The organism is Streptomyces sp. NPDC093546, assembly GCF_044765045.1.
In the GTDB taxonomy this organism is placed as follows: Bacteria; Actinomycetota; Actinomycetes; order Streptomycetales; family Streptomycetaceae; genus Streptomyces.
The window spans coordinates 167,338-187,224 of the sequence record NZ_JBIWJG010000011.1; the positions used below are offsets into that span (position 1 = coordinate 167,338).

Genomic DNA, 19,887 nt, shown 5'->3' on the forward strand with positions numbered 1-19,887 from the left:
CCCGCCTCACACCACCGTCGCCCCCGGCGCCGGTGACGTCGCCACCCGGGCCGTGCGGCAGGTGCCGGAGGCCAGCAGGGCGTCGGCGACGGCGGCCGCCGCGTCCGCGTCCTTCACCAGGAAGGCGGTCGTCGGGCCGGAGCCGGAGACCAGGCCCGCCAGGGCGCCCGCGTCCGTGCCCGCCGCGAGGGTGGCGGCGAGGGAGGGGCGCAGGGAGAGCGCGGCGGGCTGGAGGTCGTTGGCGAGGGCGCCCGCGAGGGCGGTGGCGTCGCCGGTGCGCAGGGCGTCGAGCAGCGCGGGGGAGGCGGCCGGGGCGGGGACGGACGTGCCGGCGGTCAGGCGGTCGAACTCGCCGTAGACGGCGGGCGTCGACAGGCCGCCGTCGGCGACGGCGAACACCCAGTGGAAGGCGCCCCCGACCTCCAGCGGTGCGAGCCGCTCGCCGCGTCCGGTGCCGAGCGCGGCGCCGCCGATGAGCGAGAACGGCACGTCGCTGCCGAGCTCGGCGCAGATGTCGAGCAGTTCCTCGCGGGAGGCCTCCGTACCCCACAGCGCGTCGCAGGCGAGGAGCGCGCCCGCGCCGTCGGCGCTGCCGCCCGCCATGCCGCCGGCGACGGGGATGTCCTTGGCGATGTGGAGGTGGACGTGTCCGGGGATGCCCCGGCGCGCGGCGAGGGCCAGCGCGGCGCGGGCGGCCAGGTTGGTCGCGTCCAGCGGCACCTGGTCGGCGTCGGGGCCCGAGCAGGTGATCCGCAGCTCGTCGGCGGGGGTCGCGGTCACCTCGTCGTACAGGGAGACGGCGAGGAAGACGTTGGCCAGGTCGTGGAAGCCGTCGGGCCGTGCGGCGCCGACCGCCAGCTGGACGTTGACCTTGGCGGGTACGCGTACGGTGATGCTCACGCTGACTTGGCCTCCGCGATGCGGGCGAACTCTTCCACGGTGAGGGCCTCGCCGCGTGCCTGCGGCGAGATCCCGGCGGCCACCAGCGCGGCCTCGGCGGCGGCGGGCGACCCGGCCCAGCCGGCGAGCGCGGCCCGCAGGGTCTTGCGGCGCTGCGCGAAGGCCGCGTCGACGACCGCGAAGACCTCTTCCTTGGTGGCGGTGGTCCGCACCGGCTCGGTGCGGCGGACGAGCGAGACGAGGCCCGAGTCGACGTTCGGCGCGGGCCAGAAGACGTTGCGCCCGATGGCGCCGGCGCGCTTGACCTCGGCGTACCAGTTGGCCTTGACCGACGGCACGCCGTACACCTTGTTGCCGGGGCGCGCGGCGAGCCGGTCGGCGACCTCCGCCTGGACCATGACCAGGGTCCGGTCGATGCTCGGGAAGCGGTCGAGCATGTGCAGCAGGACGGGCACGGCGACGTTGTACGGCAGGTTCGCGACGAGCGCGGTCGGCGCCGGTCCCGGGAGCTCCTGGACGTGCATCGCGTCGGAGTGGACGAGCGTGAAGCGGTCCTTCTTCGCGGGCATGCGGGCGGCGACGGTCGACGGCAGGGCGGCCGCCAGTACGTCGTCGATCTCGACGGCGACGACCCGGTCGGCCGCCTCCAGCAGCGCCAGCGTCAGCGAGCCGAGGCCCGGTCCGACCTCCACGACGACGTCCTCGGGCCGGACCTCCGCCGTCCGGACGATCCGGCGGACCGTGTTGGCGTCGATGACGAAGTTCTGGCCGCGCTGCTTGGTGGGGCGTACGCCCAGCGCGGCGGCCAGTTCGCGGATGTCGGCGGGGCCGAGGAGGGCGTCGGGATCAGTGGTGCTCACCGATACAGCCTACGGCCGCAGTGCGGCCACGGACTCGACCCCTGCTGCACGTAGAGCTTCTTCGCCCGGTATGTCTGTTCCGAGGCGGGGGCGTCCTGCGGGACGCCCCGGCCGCCGAGCCGCTGCCAGGTGCCGGGGTCGAACTGGTACAGCCCGCCGTAGGTCCCGGAGGCGTCGACGGCGTCGGGGCGGCCGCCGGACTCGCACTGGGCGAGGGCGTCCCAGTCGAGGTGGTCGGCTCCGGCGACGGAGGTCGGCATCGGCTTCGTACCGACGAGCACCCGCTGCGTGACCGGCTCCCGTACGACCTCGTCGGCGATCTTGCGGGGCTGCTGGCGTACGCCGTTGACCGTGCGGACGGCGTACGTCACGCGGCGCGCGCCCGTGCGGCCCTGCCGCTCCACCACCTCGGTGCCCACGTGGAGGGAGGGGTCGCGGATCCTTTCCACGGCGTACGGAATGGACTGCTCGCGCACCTCCTGGAGGCCGGTGATCCGCAGGACGGTGATCGTCTGCCCGTCGCGCGGGAAGCTGCCGGGCGGGACGGAGGTGGTGTCCTCGCCGCTGAGGGTGATGCCCGCCTGCTCGACCGCCTCGCGGACGGTGGCGGCGTTGGTGCGGATGGTGCGTTCGCGGCCGTCGGCGAGGAACGTCACCGTCCGTTCCGTCCGGACGTCGAGGGTCAGGCCGCGGCGGGGGATCGGGGTGGTGCGCGGGACGGACAGGTACGCGCCTTCCGCGCGCACCCCGAATCCGCGCAGCGCCTCGTCGACCGTGCGGGCGGTCGTCCAGACGCGGCGGCGCTGCCCGTCGAGGGTGAGGGTGACGGGGCGGCCGTACCGGACGACCACCTCGTCGCCGTTGCCGAGCTCGGTGCCCGGCGCGGGCGCGACGACGTCGTGCGGGCCGACGGGCAGGCCCTCGTCGGCGAGGAGCTCGGAGACGTCGTCGGCGAAGGTGTGCATGGTGCGGGGTACGCCGTCGACGGAGAGGCGTACGGCCTTGTCGCCGGCGACGAAGGCGCTGGTGCCGCCGGCGAGGAACGCCACGACGAGGGCCTGCGGGAGGAGGCGCCTGACGCCGTCGGGCGCGCCGCCACCCCGCCCCGCCCGCCGCGTCCGCGCCCGGCGGGCCGCCGCGCGGCCTCCTGGGTCAGTCGGCGCGAATGCCGCGAGAGTGGGGGCCTCCGGGTCGACCGCGGCCGCCTGGCGCGGCACGCCGGGGTGGGCGGGCGCGGGCCGGAGGACCGGGGCCGGGACCGGGGCCGGGCCCGTGGGGGCGGGCTCGAAGGGCGCACGGAATCCGTTCACGAGGCCGGGACCCTAGCGGAGCCTTTGTCACTCTCCAAAGCGGCTCGACTACGCAGGGTCGTACCGTTACCCTGCGCCCGGGCCCCGCGGTCGTGATCCGTCAGTAATCAAAGGCGCGCGCCGTGTTGACGCCGATCGCCGTCGACATGGCCTCCTCGTCGATGCCCTTCACGGCCGCCATCGCGCGGACCGTGATCGGAACGAGATACGGCGCGTTGGGCCGTCCGCGGTACGGCGCGGGCGTCAGGAAGGGCGCGTCCGTCTCCACCAGGACGAGGTCCAGCGGGGCGACGGCGAGGGCGTCGCGCAGCGGCTGGGCGTTCTTGAAGGTGACGTTCCCGGCGAAGGACATGTAGTACCCGGCTTCGGCGCAGGTGCGGGCCATGTCGGCGTCGCCGGAGTAGCAGTGGAAGACCGTCCGCTCGGGGGCGCCCTCCTCGGCGAGGATGCGCAGCACGTCGGCGTGGGCCTCGCGGTCGTGGATGACGAGCGCCTTGCCGTGCCGCTTGGCGATCTCGATGTGGGCGCGGAAGGAGCGCTCCTGCGCGGCCATGCCCTCGGGGCCGGTGCGGAAGTAGTCGAGGCCGGTCTCGCCGACGGCCTTGACCTCGGGGAGGGCGGCGAGCCGGTCGATCTCGGCGAGCGCGTCGTCGAGCGCCGCGTCCCCGCCGCCTTCGCGGGCCCCCTGCCGGGACCACCCTCCCCCAGAGCCTGCGGCCTGGGAGGTGCCCCCAGGGTCGCCGTGCACGATCCGCGGGGCCTCGTTGGGGTGCAGGGCGACCGCCGCCCAGACGGTGTCGTACGCGGCGGCCGTCTCCGCCGCCCAGCGGGACCCCTTGAGGTCGCAGCCCACCTGGATCACGGTCTCGACCCCGACGGCGGCGGCCTTGGTGAGGGCCTCCTCCACGGTGCCGGACTGCATGTCGAGGTGGGTGTGGGAATCGGCGACCGGCACCCCGAGGGGCTCGGGCAGCGGCGGCGGGGCGTCCTTCGAACTCATGCCCCGATCGTACGAGCAGCCCTGTGGCCCCCGGGACTAGCTACGGTGCCAGTGGCGCAGGAGGTCGCCGAGGTGCCAGTGGTGCGGTTCGCGCCGCGTCTGCTCCTCCGGGCCGCGCTCGGTCTTCGGCTCCTCGGCCTTCTGGCCCGTGGGCCCGGCCGCCGCGATCGGCTCCGCCTCCTGCCCGGTCTCCTTCTTCCTCTCCGTCGTCACGTACGCCTGCGCCATCAGGTCCAGCACGGACGACACCCGGCCGGACCGCATGATGCGGACGCGGTGGGACTCGCAGTTGGGGCACGTGGGGTTGGAGAGCGGCGAGGGGACCCGGCGCCCCTCGGCCTTGTAGACCACGAACTCGTGTCCGCGCGCGTCCGTGTAGTGCTCGATGTCGTAGGCCTCCTCCCAGCCGTATCCGCACTTCATGCAGGCGAAGGAGTAGGCCTCGTGGGCGACTGGAGGAGTGCTGGTGGTCTCGCTCATGCTGGCTCCTTTCCACTGCTGCCAGTGGACGCCTTTACGGGCGGGAGCGCATCGCCGCATGCCGGAAATTGGTCCGGCTTTGGGGCATCCCATGCCGAAAGGCCTGCCGAGCGGTCGGGGCTTTGCTTTTTACGATAGTCCTTTACTCCCCCGCGGGCCCCGCCGAGCTTCCGCGTGGGGCGTTCTTTGCCGCCACGACGGCATCGAACACCTCCCGCTTGGGCAGGCCCGCCTCCGCGGCGACCGCCGCGATGGCCTCCTTGCGCCGCTCCCCCGCCTCCTCGCGCAGCCGCACCCGGCGCACGAGCTCGTCCGCGTCGAGGTCGCCGGGCGCGGGCTCGGGGGCGCCCTCCACGACGATCGTGATCTCGCCGCGTACGCCGTCGGCGGCCCACGCCGCGAGCGCGCCGAGGCCGCCCCGCTTGACCTCCTCGTACGTCTTGGTCAGCTCGCGGCAGACGGCGGCGCGCCGCTCGCGGCCGAAGACCTCGGCCATCGCGGCGAGCGTGTCGTCGAGGCGGTGCGGGGCCTCGAAGTAGACGAGGGTGCGCCGCTCGGCGGCGACCTCGCGCAGCCGGCCGAGCCGCTCGCCGGCCTTGCGCGGCAGGAACCCCTCGAAGCAGAAGCGGTCCACGGGCAGCCCGGACAGCGCGAGCGCCGTCAGCACGGCGGACGGGCCCGGCACGGCGGTCACCCGGATGTCCCGCTCGACCGCGGCGGCGACCAGCCGGTAGCCGGGGTCGGAGACGGACGGCATGCCCGCGTCGGTGACCAGCAGCACGCGCGACCCGCCCGCGAGCGCCTCGACCAGCTCGGGGGTACGGGCGGACTCGTTGCCCTCGAAGTACGACACGACCCGCCCGCGCGTGTGCACGCCGAGCGCCTGCGTCAGCCGCCGCAGCCGCCGGGTGTCCTCCGCGGCGATGATGTCGGCGCTCTCCAACTCCGTGGCCAGCCGCGGCGGGGCGTCCGCCACGTCACCGATCGGGGTCCCCGCGAGGACGAGCGTTCCGGTTAGCGTTCCCGTTCCTGTCACAGGTGCCATCCTCGCAGCCCGGAGAGGCGACGCGCACAGGCGCGTTCCCTACGATGGCGCGGTGACCAGTACTGCTCAGAAGGCCCTGCGCGGACAGGGCGCCGACGGCATCGGGAGTCAGCCCTCCTGGCAACGGCGCCTGCGCCGCTTCGGCTACGCCCCGCGGCCGGTGCCCGGCCTGCGGGAGCGGCTGGTTCCCCCGTACACGCGCCCCTCGGGCCGGATGTGGACGGTCCTCGGGGTGCCGCCCACGGCGGCGGACGTGCTCGTGCGCCTGACGGCGTGGGGCGGGCCGCTGCTGGTGGCGCTCGTGGCGGGGGTGCTGCGGTTCTGGAAGCTGGGCGAGCCGCACGCGGTGATATTCGACGAGACGTACTACGCCAAGGACGCCTGGGCGCTGATCAACCAGGGGTACGAAGGGGCCTGGCCGAAGGACGTCGACAAGTCGATCCTGGCGAACCCGGACGCGGTGACCGTGCCGACGGACCCGGGCTATGTGGTGCACCCGCCGGTCGGCAAGTGGGTCATCGGGCTCGGCGAGTGGATCTTCGACTTCACGCCGTTCGGCTGGCGCTTCATGGTGGCGCTGCTCGGCACGCTGTCGGTGCTGATGCTGTGCCGGATCGGGCGGCGGCTGCTGCGGTCGACGTTCCTCGGGTGCCTGGCGGGCGCGCTGCTCGCGGTGGACGGGCTGCACTTCGTCATGAGCCGGGCGGCGCTGCTCGACCTGGTGGTGATGTTCTTCGTGCTGGCGGCCTTCGGCTGCCTCCTGGTCGACCGGGACCGGGCGCGGGCGCGGCTGGCGGCCGCCCTGCCGGTCGACCCGGACGGGGTGCTGCGGCCGGACGTGCGGATCGCGGAGACCGTGCGCCTGGGGTGGCGGCCGTGGCGGATCGGCGCCGGGGTGCTGCTGGGGCTGGCGTGCGCCACCAAGTGGAACGGCCTGTACTTCCTGGCGGCGTTCGGCGTGATGACGGTCCTGTGGGACGTGGCCGCGCGCCGTACGGCGGGTGCCTTCCGCCCGTACGTGGCGGTGCTGACGCGCGACCTGCTGCCCGCGTTCGTCTCGACGGTGCCGGTCGCGGTCGTGACGTACATCGCCTCCTGGTCGGGCTGGATCTTCACGGGCAAGGGGTACTTCCGGGACTGGGCCGCGAAGGACGGCAAGGACAGCATGTGGTCCTGGCTGTTCCCCGACTGGTGGCGCAGCCTGTGGCACTACGAGACCCAGGTCTACGACTTCCACATCCAGCTGACCTCGGGGCACACGTACCAGTCGAACCCGTGGAGCTGGATGGTGCTGGGCCGGCCCGTCTCGTACTTCTACGAGGACCCGGCCCCGGGCACCGGCGGCTGCCCGGCGGACGCCACGGAGAAGTGCGCGCGCGAGGTGCTGGCGATCGGTACGCCGCTGCTGTGGTGGGCGGCGTGCTTCGCGGTGCTGTACGTCCTGTGGCGCTGGTTCTTCCGCCGCGACTGGCGCGCGGGCGCGATCGTCTGCGCCTTCGCGGCCGGATGGGTGCCGTGGCTGCACTACGAGCACCGCACGATCTTCCTCTTCTACGCCGTGGTGTTCGTCCCCTACCTGTGCCTGGCGGTGGCGATGATGGCCGGCGCCCTGCTGGGCCCGCCGGGCCGCGACGGCTCGGCGGAGCGGCGGCGCACGGTGGGGGCCGTGGGGGTGGGCGTGCTGGTGCTGCTGATCGTGTGGAACTTCATCTACTTCTGGCCGCTGTACACGGGGCAGGCGATCCCGATGGACGAGTGGCGGGACCGGATGTGGCTGGATACGTGGGTGTGAGCCGGGGAACTGACGTTCCGTTCGGATAACAACCGGCACCGCTGTCAGTACCGTCCCGTAGGGTTACTGCCGTTTACGGGCGGAGGGGGGCTGCACGGATGCGCAGCGGAGCGAAAGTGGCCATCGTCGGCGGGGTGTTCGCCGTGGTGGCGGGGGGCGTGGGGTACGGCGGTTACAACCTCTGGAACGGGGTGATGGGGACGACCGCCGCGCCGTCGACGAAGGCCGCGCCCGGGGTGCGGAAGGCCGGCAGCGGTCCGGTCACCGCCGACGAGGTGGAGCGGACGGCGAAGGACTTCCTCGCGGCGTGGGCCGAGGGGGACGCGGACACGGCGGGCGGACTGACCAACGCCGCCGGCACCGCGGGCCCGGCCGTGCGGAGCTTCCGCGAGGAGGCCCACATCTCCAAGGCGGTCATCACGCCGGGCAGGGCGGTGGGGCCGAAGGTGCCGTTCACGGTCGACGCGACGGTGACGTACGAAGGCGTCTCCAAGCGCTGGACGTACGCCTCCGAGCTGACCGTGGTGCGGGGTGTCACGACGGGCATGCCGCTGGTCGACTGGCAGCCGGCGGTCATCCACCCGAAGCTCACCAAGGACGCCGCCCTGCGGACGGGCGAGGCGCCCGACCCGCCGGTGAAGGCGGTCGACCACCAGGGCCGCGAGCTGACGAAGGAGAAGTACCCGTCGCTCGGTCAGGTCCTGGACCAGCTGCGCGAGAAGTACGGCTCCGAGACGGGCGGCAAGCCGGGCGTGGAGACGTGGATCGAGCCGGCGGGCGAGGGCGCCGGTGAGGGCGCGGCGAGGGAGACGCTGCTGACGCTCGCCAAGGGCGAGCCGGGCAAGCTCCAGACCACCCTGGACGCCGACGTGCAGGCCGCCGCCGAGCAGGCGGTGGGGCGGTACGGCGAGTCGTCGGTGGTGGCGATCAAGCCGAGCACCGGCGAGATACGGGCGGTCGCCAACAACCGCAAGGACGGCTTCAACGCCGCGTTCCTGGGCCTCCAGGCGCCCGGCTCCACGATGAAGATCGTGACGGCGGCGATGATGCTGGACCAGGGCGTGGTCTCCGGACCGGGCGACCGCGTCGAGTGCCCTGCGACCGTCACGTGGGACGGGCGCCCCTTCCACAACCTCGACGACTTCGCCATCCAGGGCGGCACCTTCCGGGACAGCTTCCGCCGCTCCTGCAACACCGCCTTCATCAAGGCCGTCAAGCCGCTGAACGACAAGGGCGTCGCCGGTACGGCGCTGGGCGCCACGGCCCGTACGTACTTCGGCATCGGCGAGGAGTGGAACACCGGCGTCCGCTCCCTCGACGGCAGCGTGCCGCAGTCGGCCGGGGCCGAGACCGCGGCCTCGTACATCGGCCAGGGCAAGATAACGATGAACGCCCTCAACGTCGCGTCGATCGCCGCGACCGCGAAGAACGGCTCCTTCAAGCAGCCGGTCATCGTCCCGCGCGCCCTGCTCGACCGCGCGCCGGCCACCGCCCGGCCGCTTCCCGGCTCCATCGCGAGCGCCCTGCGCGACATGATGCACGCCACGGCGACCAACGGGACCGGAGCGCGGGCGATGTCCGGGCTCGGCACGAACGACAAGGGCGCCAAGACCGGCTCGGCGGAGGTGGACAACCAGGGCTCCTCCAACAGCTGGTTCACCGGGTACGCCGACGACCTCGCGGCCGCGGCGGTCGTCGAGTCCGGCGGCCACGGCGGCGACGCGGCGGGGCCGCTGGTCGCGTCGGTGCTGAAGGCGCGGTAGGGGGGCGGGGCGGCGTGACGCCGCTGAAGCCGGCCGAAGCAGTTGGCTGGAGTACGACCCGGCCCGCGACTGGCTGCCCGAACCTCCCTACGGGCTCCCGGCCCCGTTCCCGTCCACGGTGTCCTTCGCGACCAGCCTCCCGCCCGAGTAGCACAGCCGGTACAGGTCGACCTCCTCCAGCAGGTTGCCGTTCGAGCGGTAGAAGTCGCAGGTGGCACCGGGGGTGTCGGGCGCGTACGGGAAGGGCCGCGCCGGGAGGAGGTGCGTCAGCTCGGCGCGCGGGGTGCCGACCCGGAGCTCCTCGTAGCGCGACGGCGGCAGGACGCTGCCCGTGAGCTGGTACGCGAGGTACACGGCGCTCGGCACGAAGACGGCTGCCGCCGCAGCGGGGGCGGCGAAGACGGCCGCGAAGCGCCAGCGGGTGATGCGGCGGATGCGGGCGCGCCGCCGCACGGATTCGGGTACGGGGGCGGCGCACGGCGTGCGGTCCGCGTCAGGGGGCGCCGCCTGGGCGGAGGCGTGGTGCGGAAGGGTCGCGGCGACCTCGAAGCCGCCTTCGTACGGGCCGGCCCGCAGGGCGCCGCCCAGGACCGTCACCCGCTCGCGCAACCCCGCCAGACCGTGGTTGCCGCCCACGGCGTCGCGAGGCGGCGGCCCCGTCGGCGGCTCCGCGTTGACGACCCGTACGCGCGTGGCGTCGCCGGTGTGCGTGATGGTGACGCGGACGGCGCTGCCCGGCGCGTGCTTGGTGGCATTGGTGAGGGCCTCCTGCACCACCCGGTACACGGCCCGTTCGACGAGGGGCGATCGCGCGGGCGGCGGCCCGCTGCGCTCCCACCGCACCGGGACGCCGGAGGCGACCGCACGCCCCAGAAGCTCCTCCACCGTGTCGGCCGCGCCCGCCCGCGGGTCGGACCGCAGCACGGTGACGGTCTCCCGGAGGTGGTCGACGGCGTCGGATATGGTCCGCCGGAGCTCGGCGACGTCCTCGCGGTCCCTCGGAGTGAGGGTCGGTGACAGCTCCAGCGCCCCGGCGCGCAGCGCGACCAGGCTCAGGACGTGCCCGAGCGAGTCGTGCATGTCGGCGGCGATGGCCGCGCGTTCGGTCAGGCGGGCCCGCTCGGCGGCGAGGTGCTGCCGTTCCTCCAGGCTGCGGGCCAGCTGCCAGCCGCCCTCGGCCAGCTCCCGGCGCCCGCGCCAGTAGCGGCCGGCGAGCCAGGGCAGCAGGAGCACGGCGGGCAGCACGGTCATCGCGTAGAACCACCACACCGCGGGGGCCCGCAGGGCGGCGCACACGGCCAGGTCGGCCGTCAGGCAGCCCGCGAGCACCAGCAGCGGCGTGCGTGCCGTGGCGCTGCGGACCCCCAGCAGGAAGCTCATGCAGGCCAGCGTCAGCGCGTAGACGTTCGCCGGGCTCGCGGTCCCGGCGAGTCCCAGCGCGCACGGGACGTCGGCCAGGAGGACGGCCGTCCCGGGGCGGCGCCGGGCCAGCGGTACGGCCACGGCCAGCGCGAGCAGGGGGAGGACCAGGTCCCGGGTGGTGGACGGGGCTCGGGTGTCGCCGAACCAGAGGGCGCCGGCGGTCGCGAAGACCGCCCACAGGGCGATGTCGGCGACCGCCGGCCTCAGCGGTGCGTGAAGGCGCCGCATCGTCGGTGGGGGTTCCTCTCCTGGGGGCGCGGTGCGTGCTCTCACCGGGCCGACGCTACGTCACCCGTACGACGCCTGATCCGGTACCGGTACCGGATCAGGCGTCCCGGCGGCGCAGCACGTACAGCCCGGCGAGATGCGCGGCGAGCGTCCACGCGAGCATCACGAGGACCGCGGTGGCGGGGCCGTAGGGGGCGTCGGTGCCGCCCCGCATGAAGGCGGCACCGGCGCTGTGCGGCAGCCAGTCGTTGACCGCGAGCAGCGCCGGCCCGCCGAGCCCCACGAGCATGCTCGGCAGGGCCCACAGCAGGGTGACGAGCGCCATCAGCGCCCCGGCCGCGTTGCGCGTGGCGAAGGAGACGCCCACGGTCATGACGGCGATGAAGGCGTAGTACGCGCCGACGGCGAGCACATGGCCCGCCGTCTCGCCGGCGTCGAACGAGGCGCGGCCGGCGAACGGGTCCCACGCGACAGCCGTGCCCAGTGCGGCGCACACGGTACCGGCGGTGACGGAGACCAGCGCGGTGACCAGGGCCTTGGCGGCCTGGACGCGGCGGCGCACCGGTACCCACAGCAGGGACGAGCTCATGCTGGTGGTCGTGTACTCGCTGGTGACGGTGAGCATGGCCAGGATGACCACGGCGAACTGCACCAGCACCGTGGAGGAGATCGCCGCATGGCCGACGGGCTGGACGGGATGGTCGTTGATCCGCGCGATCGAGCCGTAGTAGAAGGTGAACACGCCGGTCACGGCGAGGGCCGCCGCGAGGCAGAGGTACGGGGCGCGCACCGACCACAGTTTGGTCCACTCGGCGCCGACCGCACCGCGGAACGGCCGGGCAGGCGGCCGGACCGGCGCATGAGCCGTGGCCGTGGCTGTGGTCGTCGTCGTGGTCGGGGTCGTGTCGTGGGCCGTCATCGTGTCTCCTCGTCGGTCCGTGCGCCGGTCGCGTACTCGACGCTGCGCGCCGTCAGGTCCATGTACGCCTGTTCCAGGGACACCTGGACGTCGCTCAGCTGGTGCAGCCGGACGCCGCAGCGGTGGGCGAGGTCACCGACCTGTCCGGCGGTCCGGCCCGTGACGACGAGCTCGTCCCGGGCCGCCGTGTCGACGGTCACGGTGACGTCCGCGTGGTCGGCCGCCAGGCGGCTTACGAGGGCGGCCCGTTCCTCGGGATCCGGTACGCGCACCCGCACGGTCGCCCGGGAGCTGCCCGCGAGGAAGTCCGCCATGGAGGTGTCGGCCAGCAGCCTGCCCCTGCCGATGACGACGAGGTGGTCGGCCGTCAGCTGCATCTCGCTCATGAGGTGGCTGGAGAGGAACACCGTGCGGCCCTCCGCGGCCTGGGCCCGGACGAGGTCCCGCATCCAGCGCACGCCGTCGGGGTCGAGGCCGTTGACCGGCTCGTCCAGGATCAGCGTGGCCGGGTCGCCGAGCAGCGCTCCGGCGACGCCGAGCCGCTGGGACATGCCGAGCGAGTACGTGCCGGCGCGGCGCCGCGCCGCCTTGGCCAGGCCCACGGTCTCCAGGACCTCGTCCACCCGGCGTAGGGGGATGCCGTTGCTGCGGGCCTGGGCGACGAGGTGGCTGCGGGCGGAGCGCGCCGGGTGGAGCGCCTTCGCGTCCAGCAGGGCGCCGACCTCGCGGACCGGGTGCCGCAGGGAGGCGTAGGGCCTGCCGTTGACGAGGGCCCTGCCCCGCGAGGGGTGGTCCAGGCCGAGGATCATCCTCATCGTGGTGGACTTCCCGGCCCCGTTGGGGCCGAGGAAGCCGGTCACCTTTCCTTCCCTGACGTCCAGCGTCAGGTCGTTCACGGCGACGGTCTCGCCGTAGCGCTTGCCGAGCCCTCTCAGGGTGATCACACCGGTTCCCTCTGTCGACTGGTCTGTTCCGAGGTACGGCTTCGACGCTAAGAGGGCTCCGTCCAGGGGCACATGGGCCGATCGTCAGGTCCTTCCTTCCGTTCGTCGGGGGTGGCGCTGCGCCCCCGGTCGGATTTCGGCGGGGGCCGGGCCGCGCGGCCCGGCCGGGTCCGTACGCTCGCCGTGTGGAAGAGACGACACCAGGTCAACGGCCGGTCCGCGTCCTCGTGGCGGACGACGAGACGATGGTGCGGGCCGGTATCCGGGCCATCCTGGCCAGGGACCCGCGTACGGAGGTGGTCGCCGAGGCGGCCGACGGGGCGGAGGCGGTCTCCCTGGCGCGCCGTCACCGGCCCGACGTGGTCCTCATGGACATCCAGATGCCGGGCCTCGACGGCATCGCGGCGGCGGCCCGCATCCATCAGGCCGTGCCGACGGCCGGCGTGGTGATGCTGACGACGTTCGGCGAGGACCACTTCATCCAGCGGGCTCTGGAGGAAGGCGCCAGCGGTTTCCTGCTCAAGGCGGACGACCCCCGGGAGCTGCTGAACGGGGTGCAGGCCGTGGCCGCCGGCGGCGCCTACCTGTCCCCCAGGGTCGCCGCCCGCGTCGTCGCCGGACTGCGCGCCCACCGGGCCGCCCGGCCCCGACGCCCCCTCGACCACCTGACGGGCCGCGAACGGGAGGTCCTGGCCGGCCTCGGCGCGGGCCTGTCCAACGCGGAGATCGCCGCGCAACTCCACCTGGTCGAGGGCACCGTGAAGGCCCACGTCAGCGCCGTGCTGGCCAAGCTCGGCGCCCGCAACCGCGTGGAGGCCGCCATCGCGGCGCACGAGGCGGGCCTGGTCCCGGGCCGGCCGTCCCGGCCCTTGTCCCTGCCTTTGTCCCCGCCCTTGTCCCCGCCCTCCCCGCACGAGAACTGAAGACGCGACAGTCCACCGGAAAGGACCATGAGTTCATGAGCCCCCAGGCCCGCGGTCTCCCCCTCTGGATACCCCGGCTCGTCCACGCCGCCGCCGCGGCGCACCTTCTCGTCGGCGTCGCCGCCGCCCGCTCCCACTGGAGCGGCATCGTCTCCGAAGGGCTGTGGAACACCGTCGCCAACGACGACGAGGGCCGCATGATGGCCCTCTGGTTCATGGCCGCCGGCCTCGCCTTCGTCGGCCTCGGCCTCCTGGCCCGCAGGTCCGTGAAGACCACCGGAGCACTGCCCCCCGAGCTCGGGTGGATCCTGCTGGCGCTCGGGATCCCGGTGTCCCTGCTGGAGCCGGTCTCCGGCGGCTGGTCCCTGATCGCGATCGGCCTGCTGGCGGTCGTGTCCTCGCGCCGGGACCGTGCGGCGTCGGCGTCGGCATCGTCATCGTCATCGGCGCTGTCGACATCAGCGGGAAGCCGTCAGGAGAGCCGCCCCGCCCCAGGCAACCCCGCACCCCGATAATCCGTCTAGATGATCGCGGCGCGCGGCTCCGCACCAGCCCCGCCGCCGCCATCGGGGACGACGTGACGCAGGCGGGGGCACCGCTGCGGGGGAAGCGGACGGGGAGCACGACGAGTGGACGAGATACGGGGGGCGGGGCTGCGCCCTGCCATCGGACGGGTGGCGACGCACGTGCGGCGGCGCGGGGTCCTCGCCGGGATGGCCGCCATCGGGGCGGCGGTGGCCGCCGGGATCACCGGGTGCACCGTGCCGACACCACGGCGCAGCGGGCCCACCGCCGATCCCGCGCCCGGCATGCCGATCGCCGGCTCGCGCCGCGCGCAGCTGATGCTGATCGCCGCGCACCCGGACGACGACCTGTACTTCATGAACCCGGACACCCAGCGGATGGTCGACGCCGGTGTCCCCCTCGTCTGCGTCTACGTCACCGCGGGCGAGCACGACGGCAAGAACCACATCCCCGGCCGCAAGGACATCACCGCCGACAAGTCGGCGTACTCCTCGGCCCGGCACCAGGGGCTGCGGCAGGCGTACGCGCAGATGCTCGGGCTCGACATGTTCACGCCGTGGCAGAAGGGCGTCCTCACCCTCCGCGGTGACCGGCGCGCCGAGATCAACACGCTGAGCCACGGCAACCGCCGCGTCGAGCTGGTCTTCCTCAACCTCGCCATGCACACCCCGCGCCGCTGGATGGCGCTGCCCAGCCTGTGGCACGACCGCCAGCTGGGCCTGCGGACCGTCGTCGCCGACGACTCCCCCGTACGCAAGGCCGACGACTACGACTACGACCGGCTCATCGACGTCCTCGTCGGGCTCATGGAGCAGTACCGGCCGACCGTCGTCCACACCCTGGACCCGGATCCGGACATCCAGCACAGCGACGAGAAGACCCGCAAGAAGGACTCCGAGCAGCCCGGCTACTCGGACCACGCCGACCACACCGCCGTCGCCTCCTTCAGCTGGGCGGCCATGGTCCGCTGGGTCGCGCACGCGACGGAGGGCGGCGGCTCGATACCGGCCTTCGTGGCGACGTCCTTCCGCGGCTACTACAACCGGCACTGGCCCAAGAACCTCCCCGAGCCCGTCCTCCGCGAGAAGGCCGCGCACCTCGTGCCGTACGGCGGCGACCCGTCCTGGCAGTGCGGCAACAGCGGCGGCTGCGGCGACTACAACGTCGGCGGCGTCCGCCCCCTCACCAACAAGAAGGGGTGGGTGCGGGCCACGCACTACCGCTACCCGGACCCCGGCCCGGTCGTCGTCACCGAGCCCGACGGGCGGCTCGCCGTGTACGGGGTGCTCGGCCTGCGCGCGGTGCGCTGGCGCGAGACCGAGCGCGGCAGCGGCCAGTGGGGCGACCCGGACGACCTCGGTGGCGGGCCGCTCGCGCCCGGGCTCGGCTCGGCGGCCCTCAAGGACGGCCGGCGGCTCCTCTTCGGCCTGCGCTTCTCGGCGCTCGGCGGGCACGGCGGCGCCAACAAGCGCGAGGTCGTGGTGCTGGAGCAGCGCACGCCGGGCGGGCCGTTCCTCGCCTGGCGCGGGCTCGGCAACCCCGAACAGGGCGACGACCGCGGCCGCCGGCTCGGCGTCCCGGTCGCCGTCACCGACGGCACCGACCGCGTCCATCTCTTCGTACGCAACGCGGAGAAAGGCGTCAGCACGCGCGTCCGGGAGCCCGACGGCACCTGGGGTCCCTGGCGGGACCTCGGCGGTGAGGAGATCCAGGACGGCCTGGCGGCCACGGCGGACCGCACCGGGCGCGTCCACCTCTTCGCCACCGCCCGGGACACCGTCCACCACTGGGAGCAGGTCGCGCCGGGCGGGCGGGTCACCTTCCGCCCGGACAGCGGGCTGCCCGCCTCCGGCGACCCGGTGGCGGTGGCCGCGGCGCCGGACGGCGGCCTGGAACTGTACTACCGCGCACCGACCCGCGAGCGGCTGACGGCGGTACGCGTCGACGGCGCGGCCGCGAGCCGTATCGCCTTCGACGGGTACGGGCCGGTCGGCGCGGTCGCCACCCCCGAGGGGCCGGTACTGGTCGGCAAGGACCTGAAGGGCCGCGTCCAGATCCGCACCGGCGGCGGGCGGCTGTCCACCCGTACGCAGGGGGCCGTGGCCCTGGAGTCGGCGACGCTGCACGCCCACCGGGAGCACGGCGTCATCGCGGTCGGTCTCGGCGCGGACGCCCACCCGTGGACCTGGGCCCCGGAGCCGCGTACGCAAGGCTGAACGGATACGCCGAAGGGCCCCGCACCTCTCGGTGCGGGGCCCTTGGCTTGCAGCTCAGCGAGCTACCAGGTCAAACCGTCAGAGTTACTTGACGATCTCGGTGACCTGGCCGGCGCCGACGGTCCGGCCACCCTCACGGATGGCGAACTTGAGGCCCTCCTCCATGGCGACCGGCTGGATCAGCTGGACGGTCATGGCGGTGTTGTCGCCCGGCATGACCATCTCGGTGCCCTCGGGGAGGGTCACGACGCCGGTCACGTCCGTGGTACGGAAGTAGAACTGCGGGCGGTAGTTGTTGAAGAACGGCGTGTGACGGCCACCCTCGTCCTTGGACAGGATGTAGGCCTGCGCCTTGAACTCGGTGTGCGGGGTGACCGAGCCCGGCTTGATGATGACCTGGCCGCGCTCGACGTCCTCGCGCTTGATGCCACGGAGGAGCAGACCGACGTTCTCACCGGCCTGGCCCTCGTCGAGCAGCTTGCGGAACATCTCGATGCCGGTGACCGTGGTGGTGGTCTTCTCGGTCTTGATGCCGATGATGTCGACGGTCTCGTTGACCTTCAGGACACCACGCTCGATACGGCCGGTGACGACCGTACCGCGACCGGTGATCGTGAAGACGTCCTCGATCGGCATGAGGAACGGCTTGTCGACGTCGCGCTCCGGCTGCGGGATGGCCTCGTCGACGGCGTTCATCAGGTTGAGGACCGACTCGGCCCACTCCGGGTCGCCCTCGAGCGCCTTCAGAGCGGAGACCTTGACGACCGGCAGGTCGTCGCCCGGGAACTCGTACTCGGAGAGGAGCTCACGCACCTCGAGCTCGACGAGCTCCAGGATCTCCTCGTCGTCCACCATGTCGGCCTTGTTCAGGGCGACGACGATGTACGGAACGCCGACCTGGCGGGCCAGGAGCACGTGCTCCTTGGTCTGCGGCATCGGGCCGTCGGTGGCGGCGACCACGAGGATGGCGCCGTCCATCTGGGCCGCACCGGTGATCATGTTCTTGATGTAGTCCGCGTGACCCGGGCAGTCGACGTGCGCGTAGTGACGCGACTCCGTCTGGTACTCGACGTGCGCGATGGAGATGGTGATACCGCGCTGACGCTCCTCAGGAGCCTTGTCGATCTGGTCGAAGGCCGAAGCCTCGTTCAGGTCCGGGTACTTGTCGTGCAGCACCTTGGTAATGGCGGCCGTGAGGGTCGTCTTACCGTGGTCGATGTGACCGATGGTGCCGATGTTGACGTGCGGCTTAGTCCGCTCGAACTTCGCCTTCGCCACGGGGGTCCTCCTGAGAGTGGTTCTGGTACGCCTTACTCATCGGCGCCAGGTGATCTTTGCTGGGTGGCCACCCGCCGGGAACTCTGCCTCGGGTTCGGGGCCGAGCCCCGGCGGATGGTGTCAAGCCTAAAGCGTGAACCGGTGAGAGTTACTCGCCCTTGGCCTTCGCGATGATCTCCTCGGCGACGTTCCGCGGAACCTCGGCGTAGGAGTCGAACTGCATCGAGTAGCTTGCGCGACCCGAGGTCTTGCTGCGGAGGTCGCCGACGTAGCCGAACATCTCCGAAAGCGGCACCAGGCCCTTGACGACCCGGGCACCGGCCCGCTCCTCCATGGCCTGGATCTGGCCACGGCGGGAGTTGATGTCACCGATGACATCGCCCATGTAGTCCTCGGGCGTGGTGACCTCGACGGCCATCATCGGCTCGAGGAGCACCGGGGACGCCTTGCGCGCGGCCTCCTTGAAGGCCTGCGAACCGGCGATCTTGAAGGCGAGCTCGGAGGAGTCGACCTCGTGGTAGGCACCGTCGAGAAGCGTGACGCGGACGCCCGTCATCTCGTAGCCCGCGAGGATGCCGAACTGCATGGCCTCCTGGCAGCCGGCGTCCACCGAAGGAATGTATTCCTTCGGGATGCGGCCACCGGTGACCTTGTTGACGAACTCGTACGAGGCGTCGCCGCCCTCGATCGGCTCGACCGCGATCTGCACCTTGGCGAACTGACCGGTACCACCGGTCTGCTTCTTGTGGGTGTAGTCCACGCGCTCGACGGCCTTGCGGATCGTCTCACGGTACGCGACCTGCGGCTTACCGACGTTGGCCTCGACCTTGAACTCGCGCTTCATGCGGTCGACGAGCACCTCGAGGTGAAGCTCACCCATACCGCCGATGACGGTCTGGCCGGTCTCCTCGTTGGTGTGCACCTGGAAGGAGGGGTCCTCCTCCGCGAGACGCTGGATGGCGACACCCAGCTTCTCCTGGTCACCCTTGGACTTGGGCTCGATCGCGACCTCGATGACCGGGGCCGGGAAGTCCATGGACTCCAGGATGACCGGGGCCTTCTCGTCGCACAGCGTCTCACCGGTCGTGGTCTGCTTCAGACCCATGACGGCGATGATGTCGCCGGCGCCCACCGACTCGATCTCCTCACGCTTGTTCGCGTGCATGCGGTAGATCTTGCCGATGCGCTCCTTCTTGCCCTTGACGGAGTTCAGCACCGAGGTGCCGGACTCCAGGCGGCCGGAGTAGATCCGGACGAAGGTGAGCTTGCCGAGGTGCGGGTCGCTCATGATCTTGAACGCCAGCGCCGACAGCGGCTCGTCGTCGGACGGCTTGCGCTTGACGACCGTCTCCGCGTCCTTGACGTCGTGGCCCTCGATGGCCTCGATGTCAACGGGGGAGGGGAGGTAGCGCACGACCGCGTCGAGCAGGGGCTGGACGCCCTTGTTCTTGAACGCGGTGCCACAGAACACCGGGGTGACCGTGGTGCCGGTGCCCTTGCCGGAGGCGATGGTGATACGACGGATCGCGGCGTACAGCTGCTCCTCGGACGGCTCCTGGCCCTCCAGGTACAGCTCCATGATCTCTTCGTCGTTCTCGGCGACGGTCTCGACGAGCTTGCCGCGGTACTCCTCGGCAGCCTCGGCGTGGGTGTCCGGGATGTCGACGACGTCGTACATCTCGCCCTTGGCGGCCTCGGCGGACCAGACCAGCGCCTTCATGCGGACCAGGTCGATGACGCCCTTGAAGTCCGCCTCGGCACCGATCGGGAGCTGCATGACGATCGGCTGCGCACCCAGGCGGTCCGAGATCATGTCCACGCAGCGGTGGAACTCGGCGCCCGTACGGTCGAGCTTGTTGACGAAGCAGATGCGCGGAACGCCGTAGCGGTCCGCCTGACGCCACACGGTCTCGGACTGCGGCTCCACACCGGCCACACCGTCGAACACCGTCACGGCGCCGTCGAGGACGCGGAGCGAACGCTCCACCTCGACGGTGAAGTCGACGTGACCCGGGGTGTCGATGATGTTGATGGTGTGATCGACGTCCTCGAGCGACCAGTGGCAGGTCGTCGCGGCGGACGTGATCGTGATGCCGCGCTCCTGCTCCTGCTCCATCCAGTCCATCGTGGCGGCGCCGTCGTGGACCTCACCGATCTTGTACGAAACGCCGGTGTAGAACAGGATCCGCTCGGTGGTGGTCGTCTTGCCCGCGTCGATGTGGGCCATGATCCCGATGTTGCGGACCCTGGCCAGGTCAAGCGAAGTGGTAGCCATAAGGCTT

The 19,887-nt window shown here is 72.5% G+C and carries 16 protein-coding genes; 5 read left to right on the top strand and 11 right to left on the bottom strand.

Annotated features, from left to right (window positions below; translation table 11 throughout):
• Nucleotides 1–6: 6 nt before the first annotated feature.
• The 6 genes from ACIRNI_RS23650 to rsmI form a co-directional block, all read right to left on the bottom strand.
• Nucleotides 7–900, bottom strand: coding sequence for a 4-(cytidine 5'-diphospho)-2-C-methyl-D-erythritol kinase (locus ACIRNI_RS23650; RefSeq protein ID WP_403554015.1), 894 nt, complete (start codon nucleotides 898–900; stop codon nucleotides 7–9).
• Nucleotides 897–1,760, bottom strand: a complete 864-nt coding sequence (rsmA, locus tag ACIRNI_RS23655) for a 16S rRNA (adenine(1518)-N(6)/adenine(1519)-N(6))-dimethyltransferase RsmA (RefSeq protein ID WP_403554017.1) — start codon at nucleotides 1,758–1,760, stop codon at nucleotides 897–899. The genes ACIRNI_RS23650 and rsmA overlap by 4 nt, the downstream gene beginning before the upstream one ends.
• Nucleotides 1,757–3,070 (bottom strand): ubiquitin-like domain-containing protein, encoded by a 1,314-nt coding sequence (locus ACIRNI_RS23660; RefSeq protein WP_403554019.1) that lies wholly within the window; start codon nucleotides 3,068–3,070, stop codon nucleotides 1,757–1,759. The genes rsmA and ACIRNI_RS23660 overlap by 4 nt, the downstream gene beginning before the upstream one ends.
• A gap of 100 nt (nucleotides 3,071–3,170) precedes the next feature.
• Complete coding sequence (locus ACIRNI_RS23665; RefSeq protein WP_403554020.1) at nucleotides 3,171–4,070, bottom strand: TatD family hydrolase; 900 nt, start codon at nucleotides 4,068–4,070, stop codon at nucleotides 3,171–3,173.
• A gap of 36 nt (nucleotides 4,071–4,106) precedes the next feature.
• Nucleotides 4,107–4,550: a hypothetical protein gene (locus ACIRNI_RS23670; RefSeq protein ID WP_403554022.1), complete on the bottom strand. Its 444-nt coding sequence runs from the start codon at nucleotides 4,548–4,550 to the stop codon at nucleotides 4,107–4,109.
• 142 nt (nucleotides 4,551–4,692) lie between these two features.
• Entirely contained in the window at nucleotides 4,693–5,586 is an 894-nt protein-coding gene (rsmI, locus tag ACIRNI_RS23675) for a 16S rRNA (cytidine(1402)-2'-O)-methyltransferase (protein ID WP_403554024.1), read from the bottom strand.
• Between the two features lie 61 nt (nucleotides 5,587–5,647).
• Here rsmI and ACIRNI_RS23680 point away from each other — a divergent pair, with 61 nt between their 5' ends.
• Both ACIRNI_RS23680 and ACIRNI_RS23685 read left to right on the top strand, forming a co-directional pair.
• Nucleotides 5,648–7,387, top strand: a complete 1,740-nt coding sequence (locus ACIRNI_RS23680; protein WP_403554026.1) for a dolichyl-phosphate-mannose--protein mannosyltransferase — start codon at nucleotides 5,648–5,650, stop codon at nucleotides 7,385–7,387.
• A 98-nt stretch (nucleotides 7,388–7,485) separates the two neighbouring features.
• A complete protein-coding gene (locus ACIRNI_RS23685) occupies nucleotides 7,486–9,150 on the top strand; it encodes a penicillin-binding transpeptidase domain-containing protein (protein WP_403554028.1) in 1,665 nt (554 codons plus the stop codon).
• 87 nt (nucleotides 9,151–9,237) lie between these two features.
• On the opposite strand, the gene ACIRNI_RS23690 is transcribed toward ACIRNI_RS23685, so the two are convergent.
• The 3 genes from ACIRNI_RS23690 to ACIRNI_RS23700 all read right to left on the bottom strand — a co-directional run bounded on the left by ACIRNI_RS23690 (nucleotide 9,238) and on the right by ACIRNI_RS23700 (nucleotide 12,663).
• Nucleotides 9,238–10,800, bottom strand: coding sequence for a sensor histidine kinase (locus ACIRNI_RS23690; protein WP_403554030.1), 1,563 nt, complete (start codon nucleotides 10,798–10,800; stop codon nucleotides 9,238–9,240).
• Between the two features lie 97 nt (nucleotides 10,801–10,897).
• Nucleotides 10,898–11,719 (bottom strand): ABC transporter permease, encoded by an 822-nt coding sequence (locus ACIRNI_RS23695; RefSeq protein WP_403554032.1) that lies wholly within the window; start codon nucleotides 11,717–11,719, stop codon nucleotides 10,898–10,900.
• Nucleotides 11,716–12,663, bottom strand: coding sequence for an ABC transporter ATP-binding protein (locus ACIRNI_RS23700; RefSeq protein ID WP_403554034.1), 948 nt, complete (start codon nucleotides 12,661–12,663; stop codon nucleotides 11,716–11,718). Before ACIRNI_RS23700 ends, ACIRNI_RS23695 begins: the two co-directional genes overlap by 4 nt.
• A gap of 185 nt (nucleotides 12,664–12,848) precedes the next feature.
• Here ACIRNI_RS23700 and ACIRNI_RS23705 point away from each other — a divergent pair, with 185 nt between their 5' ends.
• The 3 genes from ACIRNI_RS23705 to ACIRNI_RS23715 all read left to right on the top strand — a co-directional run bounded on the left by ACIRNI_RS23705 (nucleotide 12,849) and on the right by ACIRNI_RS23715 (nucleotide 16,327).
• Nucleotides 12,849–13,586, top strand: a complete 738-nt coding sequence (locus ACIRNI_RS23705) for a response regulator (RefSeq protein WP_403554036.1) — start codon at nucleotides 12,849–12,851, stop codon at nucleotides 13,584–13,586.
• A 35-nt stretch (nucleotides 13,587–13,621) separates the two neighbouring features.
• A complete protein-coding gene (locus tag ACIRNI_RS23710; RefSeq protein WP_403554038.1) occupies nucleotides 13,622–14,101 on the top strand; it encodes a DUF6463 family protein in 480 nt (159 codons plus the stop codon).
• A gap of 198 nt (nucleotides 14,102–14,299) precedes the next feature.
• Nucleotides 14,300–16,327 carry a PIG-L family deacetylase gene (locus ACIRNI_RS23715; RefSeq protein ID WP_403554133.1) on the top strand — a complete coding sequence of 676 codons (2,028 nt, stop codon included), beginning with the start codon at nucleotides 14,300–14,302 and terminating at the stop codon, nucleotides 16,325–16,327.
• An 84-nt stretch (nucleotides 16,328–16,411) separates the two neighbouring features.
• Here ACIRNI_RS23715 and tuf read toward each other — a convergent pair whose 3' ends face one another.
• Both tuf and fusA read right to left on the bottom strand, forming a co-directional pair.
• Nucleotides 16,412–17,605 carry an elongation factor Tu gene (gene tuf / locus ACIRNI_RS23720; protein ID WP_355361796.1) on the bottom strand — a complete coding sequence of 398 codons (1,194 nt, stop codon included), beginning with the start codon at nucleotides 17,603–17,605 and terminating at the stop codon, nucleotides 16,412–16,414.
• Nucleotides 17,606–17,753: 148 nt separating this feature from the next.
• Nucleotides 17,754–19,880: an elongation factor G gene (gene fusA, locus ACIRNI_RS23725; protein WP_403554040.1), complete on the bottom strand. Its 2,127-nt coding sequence runs from the start codon at nucleotides 19,878–19,880 to the stop codon at nucleotides 17,754–17,756.
• Between the last annotated feature and the right edge of the window lie 7 nt (nucleotides 19,881–19,887).

Excerpts from the sequence above, each read along its gene's own strand:
- ACIRNI_RS23665 (WP_403554020.1), bottom strand. The coding sequence starts at position 4,070 with ATGAGTTCGAAGGACGCCCCGCCGCCGCTGCCCGAGCCCCTCGGGGTG.
- ACIRNI_RS23670 (WP_403554022.1), bottom strand. The coding sequence starts at position 4,550 with ATGAGCGAGACCACCAGCACTCCTCCAGTCGCCCACGAGGCCTACTCC.
- ACIRNI_RS23685 (WP_403554028.1), top strand. The coding sequence starts at position 7,486 with ATGCGCAGCGGAGCGAAAGTGGCCATCGTCGGCGGGGTGTTCGCCGTG.
- ACIRNI_RS23690 (WP_403554030.1), bottom strand. The coding sequence starts at position 10,800 with ATGCGGCGCCTTCACGCACCGCTGAGGCCGGCGGTCGCCGACATCGCC.
- ACIRNI_RS23695 (WP_403554032.1), bottom strand. The coding sequence starts at position 11,719 with ATGACGGCCCACGACACGACCCCGACCACGACGACGACCACAGCCACG.
- ACIRNI_RS23710 (WP_403554038.1), top strand. The coding sequence starts at position 13,622 with ATGAGCCCCCAGGCCCGCGGTCTCCCCCTCTGGATACCCCGGCTCGTC.
- ACIRNI_RS23715 (WP_403554133.1), top strand. The coding sequence starts at position 14,300 with ATGGCCGCCATCGGGGCGGCGGTGGCCGCCGGGATCACCGGGTGCACC.
- fusA (WP_403554040.1), bottom strand. The coding sequence starts at position 19,880 with ATGGCTACCACTTCGCTTGACCTGGCCAGGGTCCGCAACATCGGGATC.